The organism is Ruegeria sp. CH8 (genome assembly GCF_056536985.1).
On sequence record NZ_JBQFQR010000020.1, the window covers coordinates 1 to 13,366 of the forward strand.

At 54.5% G+C, this 13,366-nt stretch carries 11 protein-coding genes; 6 read left to right on the forward strand and 5 right to left on the reverse strand.

The genetic code is table 11. From position 1 onward, the window contains the following. Nucleotides 1-231: 231 nt before the first annotated feature. The 5 genes from ACR0ER_RS19570 to ACR0ER_RS19590 form a co-directional block, all read right to left on the reverse strand. A complete protein-coding gene (locus ACR0ER_RS19570) occupies nt 232-924 on the reverse strand; it encodes a sugar transferase (RefSeq protein ID WP_480770368.1) in 693 nt (230 codons plus the stop codon). A 660-nt stretch (nt 925-1,584) separates the two neighbouring features. Next, nucleotides 1,585-2,145 (reverse strand): nucleoside/nucleotide kinase family protein, encoded by a 561-nt coding sequence (locus tag ACR0ER_RS19575; protein WP_480770369.1) that lies wholly within the window; start codon nt 2,143-2,145, stop codon nt 1,585-1,587. A gap of 107 nt (nt 2,146-2,252) precedes the next feature. After that, nucleotides 2,253-3,035 (reverse strand): ATP-binding cassette domain-containing protein, encoded by a 783-nt coding sequence (locus ACR0ER_RS19580; protein ID WP_352990097.1) that lies wholly within the window; start codon nt 3,033-3,035, stop codon nt 2,253-2,255. Further along, nucleotides 3,035-4,105, reverse strand: coding sequence for an ABC transporter permease (locus tag ACR0ER_RS19585; RefSeq protein WP_170336080.1), 1,071 nt, complete (start codon nt 4,103-4,105; stop codon nt 3,035-3,037). Before ACR0ER_RS19585 ends, ACR0ER_RS19580 begins: the two co-directional genes overlap by 1 nt. A gap of 117 nt (nt 4,106-4,222) precedes the next feature. Beyond that, on the reverse strand, nt 4,223-5,242 hold the full coding sequence (locus tag ACR0ER_RS19590; protein WP_480770370.1) for a substrate-binding domain-containing protein: 1,020 nt from the start codon (nt 5,240-5,242) through the stop codon (nt 4,223-4,225). Nucleotides 5,243-5,428: 186 nt separating this feature from the next. Here ACR0ER_RS19590 and ACR0ER_RS19595 point away from each other — a divergent pair, with 186 nt between their 5' ends. From ACR0ER_RS19595 to ACR0ER_RS19620, 6 genes are all read left to right on the forward strand, one after another. Then, nucleotides 5,429-6,628 carry an ROK family transcriptional regulator gene (locus tag ACR0ER_RS19595; protein WP_480770420.1) on the forward strand — a complete coding sequence of 400 codons (1,200 nt, stop codon included), beginning with the start codon at nt 5,429-5,431 and terminating at the stop codon, nt 6,626-6,628. Nucleotides 6,629-6,934: 306 nt separating this feature from the next. Further along, entirely contained in the window at nt 6,935-8,665 is a 1,731-nt protein-coding gene (locus ACR0ER_RS19600; protein ID WP_480770371.1) for a sensor histidine kinase, read from the forward strand. Continuing rightward, nucleotides 8,662-10,002, forward strand: coding sequence for a sigma-54-dependent transcriptional regulator (locus tag ACR0ER_RS19605; protein ID WP_480770372.1), 1,341 nt, complete (start codon nt 8,662-8,664; stop codon nt 10,000-10,002). Before ACR0ER_RS19600 ends, ACR0ER_RS19605 begins: the two co-directional genes overlap by 4 nt. A 125-nt stretch (nt 10,003-10,127) precedes the next feature. Beyond that, nucleotides 10,128-11,138, forward strand: a complete 1,011-nt coding sequence (dctP, locus tag ACR0ER_RS19610; protein WP_480770373.1) for a TRAP transporter substrate-binding protein DctP — start codon at nt 10,128-10,130, stop codon at nt 11,136-11,138. A 68-nt stretch (nt 11,139-11,206) separates the two neighbouring features. Next, a complete protein-coding gene (locus ACR0ER_RS19615) occupies nt 11,207-11,839 on the forward strand; it encodes a TRAP transporter small permease subunit (RefSeq protein WP_480770374.1) in 633 nt (210 codons plus the stop codon). Nucleotides 11,840-11,850: 11 nt separating this feature from the next. After that, nucleotides 11,851-13,251 (forward strand): TRAP transporter large permease, encoded by a 1,401-nt coding sequence (locus ACR0ER_RS19620; RefSeq protein WP_480770375.1) that lies wholly within the window; start codon nt 11,851-11,853, stop codon nt 13,249-13,251. The last annotated feature ends 115 nt before the right edge of the window (nt 13,252-13,366 follow it).

The following is a 13,366-nucleotide window of genomic DNA, read 5'->3' on the forward strand; positions in this document are numbered from 1 at the left end:
ATTTGGGAGCGCGTTTGCCAAGGCGCCGGTCACCCAAACAGTGGACGACTTTTGCTCCGCCCAATGGCAGACTTTCTCACCGCCGTTGACAACTCAGTAGACCCTAAATAACACTTTATGCAGTTTTTAAGAACGTTAGTTCAGGTGGCTCACTAAATTCAAACTTCTAATCCAGAGACTTACGCTCAAAAAATTGTCTTCATCTTTTCGAAAATGGCCGTCGATAGTACGTTAGTGGCCTGTTCTACGAAGCACGACACCGGCGGTTTTCACGAGAATAGTTAGATCTTTGCGCAAACTCATAGTCTCATGGTATTCTTTGTCGAGACGAACGCGTTCGGCGTACTGCACATCGTTTCGACCCGAAATCTGCCACAATCCAGTTATTCCCGGGCGTAAGGCGGTGTACGCAATCTGGTTCTCACCATAAAGTTCAAGCTCGCTTTCGACGATGGGTCTTGGGCCAACAAAGCTCATGTCACCTCTTGCGACATTCCAAATTTGAGGAAGTTCATCTAGGCTTGTCTGTCTTAGAAATGATCCTGTAAACGTAATCCGGGGATCTGATCGCAACTTTCTTGCTTCATGCCACTCAGCTTTGGCTTCAGCGTTATCTTCAAGATAGGCTGCCAGCTTAGTTTCGGCGTCTGGCACCATTGTGCGAATCTTCCAACACATGAATGGTTTTCCGTCACGACCAACCCTTGCATGACCAAAAAATGCCGGGCCTCCATCAAATCGAACAATAAGTGCCAGCATGAGAATTAAAGGTACAAAAACTGGAGCTAGTATTAAGGTAAGGAGAATGTCCAGCGCCCTTTTGTTGTTCGCCGAATTGGCGTGATACAATCTCAATCGACCATGGTATGGGCAATCGATGGTTTGGGGCGATTTTTCTTCGCGAATAGTCTGGTACTCCGGCATCCGGTCAATCCATATAGCTATTCAGAATTGAATTTTCACAGCAACAATTCCCTAGAAGTTATTTCTTTTATTGCCCTCGACAACCCACCTCGCCAACAACGATTGCTTGAATCTTCGGTCATGCTACTTGATTCTGCGTTCAACGCTTGAAACATAAGGCAATTTTGGAATATTTGTACGAAAATTGAGCAATCTTATGATGCTTCGTGAAGGTGAATTCCAAATTCACTATTAATGTTAGTGGCTTGCTTGCAATTTACATGGTGGCAATTTTTTGCCGATTGCTTAACTTCTTTATCACGATACAAAAAAGGTCACGTTTGTTGGTCTTGTCAGAAGAACTTGGGTTAAGGTGGGCAGGGTGCTCTCGTATCCTTCGCGAATGAGTAAGCAATCGCAATTCAAGTGCTTCGCACCGCTGCTCTCGCCGAGTGGCGCAAGCCCGGTGCGGCATAAAGGGCAGCGATCTTGGCCTAGCTGAGACTGGTTCGAATTTGTCTGACAGTACCCAAAATCTATCCTGTCTTTGATGTCGTTTACTTCTGCGGTGTCCACGAAGAATTTCATGAGCTTCCCTAATCGAATATGGAGTGGTTTTGGTCACACCTGAACCCGTTCGGAGTAGCTGCTTTGACGGATGGGTGTATCCAAAGCATGGCTTCAGAAGACGTAGCGCATCCCGAATTCGGTGTAATTCTGGTTCAGTGTGATATCCGCTTTTCTGCTATCACGGATGACGTGTTCCGCGTTGGGCAGATCGTTCGTTTTCGCGCGTTGCAGCGCGGTTTGCGGGTCAAAGCCATGATTGATCCACCGATGCTGTAGCCGGTTTTCGAGTTCCTCCAATGTGGGGCTGACAAAAACCGTTGCGGCGTAAACATCTGCCAACGTCCTCCACGGGTCGCTATTCATCAAAAGGTAGTTCCCTTCCACAACCACAATCGGAGTTTCAGGGTGAACCGCAATCGCATTGGCGATGGCCAAGTCCATTTGGCGGTCGAATTTAGGATGAAAGGATTCATGCTGCGCGGATTGAAGCACTCTGATTGCAGCACAGAACCCAACTGCGTCGAAGGTTTCCGGCGCGCCTTTGCGGGCCAGCAAGCCTCGTGCTTCCAGCACGCGATTGTCCAGATGATAACCGTCCATGGGTACCAACGTGGCTAAAGGAACCGCAGAGCTTTGTTGCACGTTCAGCGATTGAACGACGGTTTCTGCCAAAGTCGACTTTCCGGATGCAGGGGGGCCGGCGATTGCGACAATCGTCCGAACCCCAACCTGCCTCCGGGAGGAAATCAGGTCACAAACGCGCTTTGCATCCTGATCAATCACGCGGCGTCCTCTTTTGGGGGTTCCTTGGCGCCGGTCATGAAGGCCACCGCATCGGACATCGTGTAATCCTTGGGGTCGATCGTGCACAGGCGTTTGCCCAACCGATGTACGTGGATGCGATCGGCGACTTCAAAGACATGCGGCATGTTGTGGCTAATCAGAATGATCGGAATACCACGCGCCCGCACATCTTGGATAAGCTCAAGCACTTTGCGGCTTTCCTTGACCCCCAAAGCAGCCGTGGGTTCGTCCATGATGATGAACTTCGTCGCAAATGCAGCAGCACGCGCAACGGCTACGCCTTGGCGCTGGCCGCCAGAGAGAGTTTCGACCGCCTGATTGATCGACTGTACAGTCATCAGCCCAAGCTCGGTCAGTTTTTCACGGGCGAACTTCTCCATCGCGGGGCGGTCGAGCTGGCGCAGGTATTTGCCCATGAACCCTTGTTTGCGGATCTCGCGCCCCATGAACATGTTGTCAGCAATCGACAGGGCAGGGGACATGGCAAGCTGCTGATAGACGATTTCGATCCCCATGTTCCGGGCGTCGATCGGCGAAGTGAAGTTGACCTTTTGCCCTTCGATCAGAATCTCGCCCTCATCCGGGATCGTGGCGCCGCAGATCGCCTTGACGATGGAGGATTTGCCCGCGCCGTTATCCCCGATCACCGCCAAGATTTCGCCCTGGCGCAGTTCAAAGTCGGAATGGTCGATGGCGGTGACGTGGCCATAGCGCTTTACGATCCCGCGGCCCTGGACGACTGGAGTTGTGTCTGACATCAGCCCGATACCTTTCTGATCCACTGGTCGACGGCGACCGCCGCGATGATGAGAAGTCCGATGAGCAGGAAGGTCCACTGCGCATCTGCGCCCAGCAGCCTCAGACCCAGAGTAAACACGCCGACGATCAAAGCTCCGAACAACGATCCCAGAATGGAGCCTCGCCCGCCGAACAACGAGATACCCCCGATCACAACAGCGGTAATGCTCTCAATATTGGCCAATTGGCCGGAGGTCGGCGAGACCGATCCGATGCGCCCGATTAAAGCCCAGCCCGCAAAGGCACAGATCAAACCGGACAGCATGTAAACGGACATCAGGGTTTTGTGGACGTTTACGCCGGAAAGTTCGGCAGCCTCCGGGTCGTCTCCGACTGCATAGACGTGCCGGCCCCAAGCCGTGTGTTTTAGCGCGTAAGCCAGCACGAAAATTAGAACGAGCATAAACATCACGCCAACTGTGAAGGTCGCGCCGCCGATGCTGAATTTTGTGCCAAAGAATTGCAGGAACGGGGCGTTGGCCTCGATATCCTGACTGCGAATTGTTTCGTTTGCGGAGTACAGGAAGTTTGTCGCCAGTACGATCTGCCACATGCCGAGCGTGACAATAAACGGCGGTAGCTTTACGCGACTGACCAGCCATCCATTGAGAGCCCCGATCAGGGTTCCCATTGCCAGCCCGCACATCACTGCAATGGGCACGGGGATGCCGTAGCGGAAGGTGAACTGACCCATAATGACGGATGAAAACACCATGATCGCACCGACGCTTAGGTCGATGCCGGCGGTCAGAATCACAAGGCTTTGTGCCGCGGCCACGATGCCCACGATCTGAACCTGTTGCAGGATCAGCGTCATCGCAAAGGGTGAGAAGAACTTTGAGCCCAGTAGCAGGCCGAAAATTACGATAGCGCCAACCAGAACGATCAATGGCACAAAGGATGGATTGACGTGGAGAAGATGCTGCAACTTCCCCAGAACACCACGCCGGTGATCTTCAAACTCCGCAACTGTCTCTGACGCGTTGGCGGCGGTTTCGAATTCCTGGGCGTTTTGGTTTGCTTCGGACATATCTCCCCCTTTTCGTGGCTGGCATCGCGTCCACGAAATCAGTTTACAGGAAGTTTCGGTTTGCTGGTGAAAGGATTGATGAGGCGCTGCTGCGCGCCTCACCCAATAGAGCTGTATTTAGCCCCAGCAGAGATTCAGGCCTTCTGCGACCGACAGCGACTCAACCCCATCAACCGGCTGGTCGGTGATGAGCGCCACGCCCGTGTCATAGAAATCTTTGCCGGGTGTGTTTTCGGGCTTCACGCCCTCTTCGGCCCATTTCTTCACGGCCTCAACACCAAGCGAGGCCATCAACAGCGGGTACTGCTGGCTTGTCGCCCCGATCACACCAGCTTCGACGTTTTGGACACCGGGACACCCGCCGTCGACCGAAACGATCAGTACGTCGCTTTCACGCCCGATAGATTTCAGCGCCTCATATGCGCCCGCAGCGGCCGGTTCGTTGATCGTGTGAACAACGTTGATGGATGGATCCTTTGCCAGAAGGTTTTCCATCGCGCGGCGCCCGCCTTCTTCGTTGCCGTCGGTCACGTCACTACCGACCAGACGCGCATCGGTTTCGTCGCCGATGACGTTCGGGTCCGCCAGGTCCACGCCGAACCCGTCGAGGAAACCCTGATTACGCAGAACGTCCACTGTCGGCTGGCTGACGTTAAGATCCAGCGTCGCGATCTTGGCATCGGCTGCGGCGTCGCCCATTTTGGCCTTTGCCCATTGACCGATCAGTAGCCCGGCCTTGTAGTTGTCCGTCGCAAATGTCGCGTCCGCCGAGTCAATCGGGCTAAGCGGCGTATCCAGAGCAATGACCAAAACCCCCGCATCCCGTGCCTGTTTGACCGCAGGAACGATCGAGCTGGTGTCGGATGCCGTCAACAGAATGCCTTTTGCGCCGTCGAGTATGCAGGTTTCAATGGCCTGAACCTGAGTTTCATGGTCGCCATCAACTTTACCGGCAAACGCCTTGAGCGTCATGCCAAGCTCTTCTGCCTTGGCAGTTGCGCCTTCCTTCATCTTTACAAAGAACGGGTTGGTGTCGGTCTTCGTGATCAGGCAGACGGTTTCCCCCGCCGCTTGAGCGGTTGCCGCAGCCATTGTGAGCGCGGTCGCAGATACGGCAACCTTGAATAGATTTTTCATATTGTCCTCCCAGTAAAATGTTGTTGCCCCGCGTGGCGTTCCTGCGGGACGCGCCTCCATCCTCCAATGAAGGTCGTATTCAAGAAACTGTGATTCTAGCCCTTCTGTCAATTAATAAATAAAGTTTATTTATTAATTTGCATCGATATCTTTCCATAAGAAAACAAGGTGTTTATGTTCAGGGTTATGGAGAAAGAGGCTCTTAAGGTACTGACCGGAGGCGTAAGTCAAAGCGGCGTACGCGATCATAACGAACGCCTGATTCTGACAGTTTTACAACGTCATGGACCCGCGGCAGGCGCGGACGTCGCGCGTCTGACGGGCCTCTCTCCTCAGACCGTATCCATCATTTTGCGCAAGCTCGAAAAAGATGCGATTCTCAAGCGTGGAACGCCACTGCGCGGGAAAGTGGGAAAGCCATCAATCCCAATGGAGCTAAACCCGGAAGGCATCTTGTCGGTGGGTATGAAGATCGGCCGGCGCAGTGCTGACCTGCTTTTGATCGACTTTACGGGCAAACCACGTCGCCAGCTCTCTACGACATATGACTATCCTCTGCCCGAGGCCGTTTTCGGGTTTCTGGAAACTGGCTTGGAAACGTTGCTGTCCCATGAGCCTCACAGGCTACGCGACCGGGTTTGCGGCATTGGGATCGGGACTCCGTTCGAACTGTGGAAATGGCACGACCTGTCTGGGCTTGCGGCCAAGAAATTCAGGTCCTGGAAAAACGTGAGTTTCTTTTCCGAGGTCGCCAAGTTCAGCGACCTGCCAGTTTTTGTGGTCAACGATGCGACGGCTGCCTGTCACGCCGAGCATCTTTATGGGCGCGGGGCCGAATATCGCGACTATTTTTATTTCTTCATCGGGTCAATGATCGGCGGCGGGGTCGCGCTGAACAGCACCGTGTTTGAGGGCAACCAGGGAAATGCAGGTGCCTTGGGCGCGATGCGAACGACCGGGCCTTTAGGCGAAAGCCAACAACTGATCGATACTGCCTCTCTGTTCCTGCTCGAAGACAGGTTGATCGAAGCCGGTGTCGATCCCCAAATCCTCTGGAAGAAGCCACAGGATTGGAGCAGCATTTCACGATTTGTCGAGCCCTGGATTGGGACCACGGCACAGGAACTTGCTAAGGCTGCCTTGTCTATTTGCGCGGTCATCGACTTTGAGGCGATTTTCATAGACGGCGCGTTCCCATCAGAAGTGCGCGAAGAGTTGGTTGCCCGGGTTCGTCGTTACCTCCTCAACCAAGACAAGCGCGGATTGATTCCTCCGGTCGTAGAAGCCGCAGCAGTTGGGGAAAACGCCCGAGGCATTGGAGCGGCAAGCAGCCCGATCTTCCGCCAGTTTCTATTGAACACCAATGCGGGGCTTTCTGGGATGTAGCCTAAGCTCATAGGGGTTAAGTCCTAGTCAAAAAGGAACCGCTCCTACTCAACGTGGAGGCTTTAGAACGGTCGCTTTGACGCAGCTGTAGTATTGCATCCAATTTGGCACCATAGGACCGTTAAGGGCCGAAATCTGCTTGTGGAATGCAAATAGTTGTTTCGGCATGTTCGTTCATTGCTTTGCGTTCTCAAACCACTCGGTCATTTTTGTTTGGCCTGAACATCCAAATGTCGGATTAGAACTCTTGGGATGGACGGATAAAACCTACTGTGATCCTATGCTGTCGCAGTTCATGGGCACTCAATGCGATCAACTTCGTATATTGTAGGTACTTTGGTAGCCATTGCCGCCAGCATTGGCCTTTATTTGGTTTCTTACCAGTACTTTGTTTCGGAGGAGCTTTCGAAAGCTCAGGGCCGGCTCTCTCTCTATCAAAGCTCGGTAAACAGCGAACTCGAACGATTTTCCCACCTCACATACGTGCTGTCACAGGATTCCTTTGTAATTGGAACAGCAGAAGGAGCCGGCACCGGTACTCTAAACCGACGCCTCGAGGATTTTGCAGATCAGGCGGGGCTGGATGCGATCTACCTGATGGACGAAGACGGGATCACGATTTCCGCATCGAACTACCGCGACACTGGGAGCTTTGTTGGCCAAAACTACGCTTTCCGTCCGTATTTCCAAACTGCCGTTTCTGGTGAACAGAGCCGCTTTTATGCCATCGGGGCAACGACCGGTCTGCCGGGTTACTTCATTGCAAATGCGGTTCTCGACAACCGGGGATCTTCTACTGGTGTCATAGCGATTAAGATCGATTTCTCTGATCTTCAGGTCAGTTGGAAAAACTCGGGCGAACAGGTACTTCTGGCCAATGAAGACGGTGTCGTTTTGCTTTCATCGAACTCGGATTGGCTGTACCGCGTCCTGACGCCATTGTCTGAACAGCAAAAAGAGAGGATCCGAAACGCCAGACAGTTTCCGGGACAAGATTTGGGTCCGTTGGATTGGGCTGAATTGCCGGGGGATCAGGCCAGAATTGCAGGGACGAAACGCCTGCATCTTGCAGCTGCGGATTTACCCCATGGCTGGTCGCTTCATTATTTTGCAAGTGACGATCAGGCCGTTGCACGCAGTTGGCTTGTAACAGCAGTTTTTGTCCTTTTGGCGGGGCTCACATTTATCTTTTTCCAGATACAACGCGCAAAGCGGGTAAGCGCGGCCTTGGTGCGGTCCGAAGAGGAAGAAGCAAAGCTGCGCGAGGCAAATCAAAGGCTCGCCATCGAAATCGACGACCGCAAGACAGCCGAGCGGAGCCTCAAACGCACCCAAGGCGAGTTGGAGCGCGCAAGCCGACTGGCGGCTCTGGGACAACTATCCGCGTCGGTCACGCATGAACTGGGCCAGCCCATCGCTGCGATGCGCAATCACCTGGTGGCAGAAGAGATCTCATCTTCCAGTGAGTCCAAGCTGCCGCAAAAAATCGGAAGCCTCGTGGACAGGATGGAAGGGATCACGCGCCAATTGCGTTTTTTTGCACGGTCAGAGAGTGAAGCGTTCGACGACGTAGACTTATGCACTTCGGTTGACGCAGCGTTGGCTTTGGTTGCGCCAAACATCGAGCAGGGCAAGGTGAAAATCTCAATTGATGCGTCGACTGGACCGGCCATTATCCGGGGCAGTGCCCTGCGGATCGAACAGGTCATCACTAATCTTTTGCGCAATGCCATAGATGCTATGGATGAAGCGGATGGGCCTGAAATCCATATCGCCGTCATGACTTCTGATGATGAGGTCGTGTTGGAAATTCAAGACAACGGTCACGGGTTGGGCGAGGCAACGCTGGCTGAGTTGCAAGAGCCATTTGTAACCACAAGAGAGAGCGGGAGAGGCATGGGCTTGGGACTGGCTATCTCCACCAGCATTGTCAAAGATCACGACGGCACAATGACGGCCCGAAATCGTAATGGCGGCGGAACAATTTTCCGTGTCACCTTCCCGATTGCCCCAATTACGGAAGAAACGGACGAATGACTCAGCAGCAACCCTTCAAAGTTCTGGTCGTTGATGATGACAAATCGATGCGACAATCTCTTATCGAGTTGCTCGAAGCCGCTGGCTGGACTGTTAGCGCCCTGTCGCGCGCGACCCACGTGACTGAGTATCTGGCCAGCGCGTCGCCCGATGTCATTCTGTCCGATGTGCGTATGCCGGGTATGTCGGGGCTTGAATTGCTGGCCAGTCTGGACAGGCATGTAGCGCCTCCGGTGGTATTGATTTCGGCACATGGTGACATCCCGATGGCGGTTCAAGCCATACAGGAAGGGGCGTACGGGTTTATCGAGAAGCCATATGAACCACGGCGATTGCTGACGGTGCTGAGGCACGCGGCTGAACAAAACCGAATGCGGAAAAGCAATGCCCGCCTCAAAGACCGGCTGTTCAAACTGTCAGGCCTTGACCGCATCCTGCTGGGCCAAACAGGCGCCATTACAGACTTGCGACAAGAAATACTTGATCTTGCTGATACCTCGGTTGCGGTTTTGTTGCAGGGGGATACGGGCACTGGGAAGGAACTGGTTGCCCATGCTTTGCATGATTTGGGCCGCTCGCCGGAGGCACCGTTTCTGGCGCTGAATTGCGCCGCATTGTCGGCCGATACGTTTGAAGCGGAAATGTTCGGCGTCGCAGGTGAATCCGACGGAAGGCTTGTGGCGGCATCGGGTGGGACCTTGTTTCTGGATGAGATCTGCTCGTGCCCACCAGCGGCGCAGGCCAAGCTACTGAGGGTCATCGAAGATCAGCAGGTGCTGCCGGTGGGGGCTGTGTCGCCAGTGCCAGTAAGCTTCAGGGTCGTGTCAGCGACCAACGAGGACGTTGCACTGGCAGCCGAGGAAGGTCGCCTGCGTCAGGACCTTTTGTTTCGACTGAATACTGTTGTCCTGTCTTTACCTCCGCTACGTCAAAGACGGGATGATCTGGTTCTGTTGGCAACGCATTTCTTGAACGAATACGCGCAGGTTTATGAGATAGACGCGCCAGAACTCGATCAGGACGATTTGGCCGCGCTGCTTGCACATGACTGGCCCGGTAATGTGCGTGAATTGCGCCATGTCTGCGAACGGCGCATTTTGGCGGCCCGGCGTGGAGGAGGGTCGGTGGCGCAGGCCATCCAGAGCGATCAGCACTTCGACGAAGTGCCGGATACGCTGCGCGAAGCGGTTGCTGCTTTTGAACGCGAGCTCGTCGGCAAAGCCATCAAAGCGCATAAAGGCCGCATGGATGCCGCCGCCGAAGCGCTTGGGATTGGCCGCCGGACGCTCAACGAAAAGATCGTCAAACTCGGCCTCGATAAAGAGGCACTGTTATAGCTGAGACAACTCTGCGGATATCCGCAGGGAAACAGAAATTCCACGCGCATTTTCCTTCATAGGCAGGCTGCCGCGCATCCTGAATACTCCACCCAAGCGAATTGCGTGATCTGGGAGGAGCCATTATGCGCAAACATCTTAACCGGGCGGCCATTGCTGCCCTGTCGCTAACCGTTGCATCCGAAGCACTGGCCGTCGAATGGAACGTTTCCCTGTGGGGCAAGCGGCGTGCCTTCACCGAACATGTCGAGAAACTTGCCGAACTGGTGAACGAAAAGACGGGCGGTGAGTTCACACTCAACATCAGCTATGGTGGCCTTTCGAAGAACAAGGAAAACCTCGATGGGATTTCAATTGGCGCGTTTGAAATGGCCCAGTTCTGTGCTGGCTATCACCGCGACAAGAACCCCTCGATCACTGTCTTGGAGCTGCCGTTTCTGGGTGTGACATCACTGGAGCAAGAGGTCGACTTGTCAATGGCCGTTTATCAACACCCGGCCGTTGTCGAGGATCTGGCCCGCTGGGACGCAACTCTGCTGATGCCGTCGCCGCTGCCGCAGTACAACCTTGTTGGTGTCGGTGAAGCACCCAAATCCCTAACCGATTTTGAAGGTCTGAGCGTTCGGGCAACAGGTGGTATCGGCAAGGCGATGGAGACGGTCGGGGCAGTTCCGACCTCGATGTCTGCATCCGAGGTGCGTCAGGCAATGGACAGCGGCATCGTCAAAGCGGTCAGCTTTGCGCCACACGCGCATATGTCCTTTGGTACCATTGAAAATGGTACGTGGTGGACGACGAACCTCAACCCCGGCACCGTCAACTGCCCTGTCGTGGTGAACACGCTGGCGCTGGAAGATCTATCTGACGAACACCGCGAAGCTCTGCTGGGATCGGTGGATGAGGCACTGGATCACTACGTGAGCCACTACCAGACCAAAACGATGGAAGCGTGGGGCCCTGAGTTGGATCAGCGCGGCATCGAACGGGTCACTTTCAGCGATGAAGAAATCGCAGCGTTCAAAGAAGCCGCTGCCGCACCCGCGGCCGAGGCCTGGATTGCAGAAAACACCGAGCGTGGCCTACCAGCACAAGAGCTCTATGACCTTGTGACTGGGAAGATCGCAAACGGCAGCTAATCCACTCACAACCCGGCGTCGGCCAAGCTGGCGTCGGGTGCCCTTTCCCCTGACAGCGGAGTATAACGATGGCCGGGTCATCCCTGGTGCTGTCCGACGACAGCCGTCTCAGCATTCTCGATCAACGCCTCTACAAATTGGAAAGCTTTCTGGCTCTGATCAGCGGTCTTGCAGTTTTCTCGCTGATGGTCATGGCCGTGGTCTCCGTTGGTGGTCGGAATTTCGCCAATGCGCCACTTCCCGGTTACGTGGACTGGATCGAGCAGGCCATGCCGTTGATCGCCTTCATGGGGATTTCCTATGCGCAGCGTGATGGCGGCCATATCCGAATGGACATGGTTGTTGGAGCGCTTAGAGGCCGGACACTCTATATCGTTGAGTTCATCACCACCGCTGTCATTCTGGCGCTCATCGTTTTGCTGATCTGGGGGAGTTGGGCGCATTTCGCACGCAGCTTTGACTTTGGTGCTCCCCTCTGGAGCCGCGACAGCTCCATCGACATAGGTATCCCGTTGTGGCCCGCAAAGCTGTTGGCCCCCGTCGCCTTCAGCGTGCTTTGCCTGAGGCTTGTTCTACAGCTCTGGGCTTACGGTCGCGCGATCCGGCACCCCGATCAGGCACCTATTGCCGTCCCACTAATAGCCGATGCAGCCACTCAAGCTGCAATGGAAGCCGAGCATGTCTCGGGCCACGACAACTGAGGTTAAATCTGATGGAACCCATTGATATTGGTCTGATCGTCTCAGGCGGTATGCTTGTTCTTGTGGTGTTGGGGATGCGTGTGGCGTTTGCCGCCGCGACAGCTGGCATGGTTGGTCTAATCTGGATCTTTTGGGCCAAGTTTGGGTACGACCCGGCGCGGTTCGGCAAGGCTGTGACTGTGGCCGTCAAAACAGCGGGGCAGGTGCCGCACTCCAAGATTTCAAGTCAGGCGTTGAGCCTTATCCCGACTTTCATCCTGATTGGCTACCTTGCCTATTACGCGGGCCTGACCAAGGCACTGTTCGAGGCGGCTAAGCGATGGCTGGCTTGGGTTCCGGGCGGCCTGGCGGTTTCGACCGTTTTCGCAACCGCTGGGTTTGCGGCAGTATCCGGGGCCTCGGTCGCCACTTCCGCTGTGTTCGCCCGTATCGCCATCCCCGAGATGCTGAAGATCGGCTATGACAAGCGCTTTGCTGCAGGTGTCGTCGCTGCAGGCGGTACGCTCGCCTCGCTCATTCCGCCTTCGGCCATTCTGGTCATCTACGCGATTATTGTCGAACAGGACGTGGGCAAACTGCTGTTGGCCGGATTCATCCCGGGCATGTTCTCGGCGGTAATCTATGGCTTGCTGATCATTGGCATGGCTGTCGTGATCAAAGGATTTGGCCCCGCAGTCACGGGATTTACGTGGAAAGAACGTTTCCTTTCGTTGCCGCCCGCATTGCCCATCGTGATTGTCGTCGTCACCATCATCTTCTTTGTCTATAACCCGTTCGGAGGTGATGCTTGGGGAACGCCAACCGAAGGCGGCGCAATTGGAGCATTCGTGGTGTTCCTGATGGCGCTGTATCAGGGTATGCGCTGGTCCGAACTCAAAGACGCCCTTTTGGAAACCGCCAAGCTGAGCGTCATGATTTTCACGATCATCTGGGGCGTTTTGGTCTACGTTCGTTTCCTTGGTTTCGCTGAACTGCCAAGTGCATTCTCCGACTGGATTACCTCGCTTGAGATGTCTCCGATGCTAATCCTGATCTGTATTCTTCTGGCTTACGCTGTACTGGGCATGTTCATGGATGCGATAGGTATGCTGCTGCTGACGTTGCCGGTAGTTTACCCCGCCGTCATGGCGTTGAATGGTGGTGAAGCCGTAAGCGCAGCTGAGAGTACCTTCGGTATGTCCGGGCCTATGTGCGCTATCTGGTTTGGCATACTGGTTGTCAAAATGGCTGAGTTTTGCCTGATCACCCCACCTATCGGGCTGAATTGCTTTGTAGTGGCTGGTGTGCGTGATGACTTAAGCGTTCAGGATGTTTTTAAAGGTGTAACGCCTTTCTTTCTGGCGGATGCTGCAACCATAGCGATGCTCGTTGCTTTCCCTGCTATCGTTCTGTGGCTTCCCGGACAGGTTTGAATCGCATGGGATGATTTTGGAGTGCGGTTTGCCGGAGCAGCTAAGCCCTGCATCAATCAGCTGCGCTGCAGAATACATGACGGTCTTGTCAGAAGAACTTTGCTTGAGCGGGGCA

Excerpts from the sequence above, each read along its gene's own strand:
- ACR0ER_RS19570 (WP_480770368.1), bottom strand. The coding sequence starts at position 924 with ATGCCGGAGTACCAGACTATTCGCGAAGAAAAATCGCCCCAAACCATC.
- ACR0ER_RS19580 (WP_352990097.1), bottom strand. The coding sequence starts at position 3,035 with ATGTCAGACACAACTCCAGTCGTCCAGGGCCGCGGGATCGTAAAGCGC.
- ACR0ER_RS19585 (WP_170336080.1), bottom strand. The coding sequence starts at position 4,105 with ATGTCCGAAGCAAACCAAAACGCCCAGGAATTCGAAACCGCCGCCAAC.
- ACR0ER_RS19590 (WP_480770370.1), bottom strand. The coding sequence starts at position 5,242 with ATGAAAAATCTATTCAAGGTTGCCGTATCTGCGACCGCGCTCACAATG.
- ACR0ER_RS19595 (WP_480770420.1), top strand. The coding sequence starts at position 5,429 with ATGGAGAAAGAGGCTCTTAAGGTACTGACCGGAGGCGTAAGTCAAAGC.
- ACR0ER_RS19600 (WP_480770371.1), top strand. The coding sequence starts at position 6,935 with ATGCGATCAACTTCGTATATTGTAGGTACTTTGGTAGCCATTGCCGCC.
- ACR0ER_RS19605 (WP_480770372.1), top strand. The coding sequence starts at position 8,662 with ATGACTCAGCAGCAACCCTTCAAAGTTCTGGTCGTTGATGATGACAAA.
- dctP (WP_480770373.1), top strand. The coding sequence starts at position 10,128 with ATGCGCAAACATCTTAACCGGGCGGCCATTGCTGCCCTGTCGCTAACC.
- ACR0ER_RS19615 (WP_480770374.1), top strand. The coding sequence starts at position 11,207 with ATGGCCGGGTCATCCCTGGTGCTGTCCGACGACAGCCGTCTCAGCATT.
- ACR0ER_RS19620 (WP_480770375.1), top strand. The coding sequence starts at position 11,851 with ATGGAACCCATTGATATTGGTCTGATCGTCTCAGGCGGTATGCTTGTT.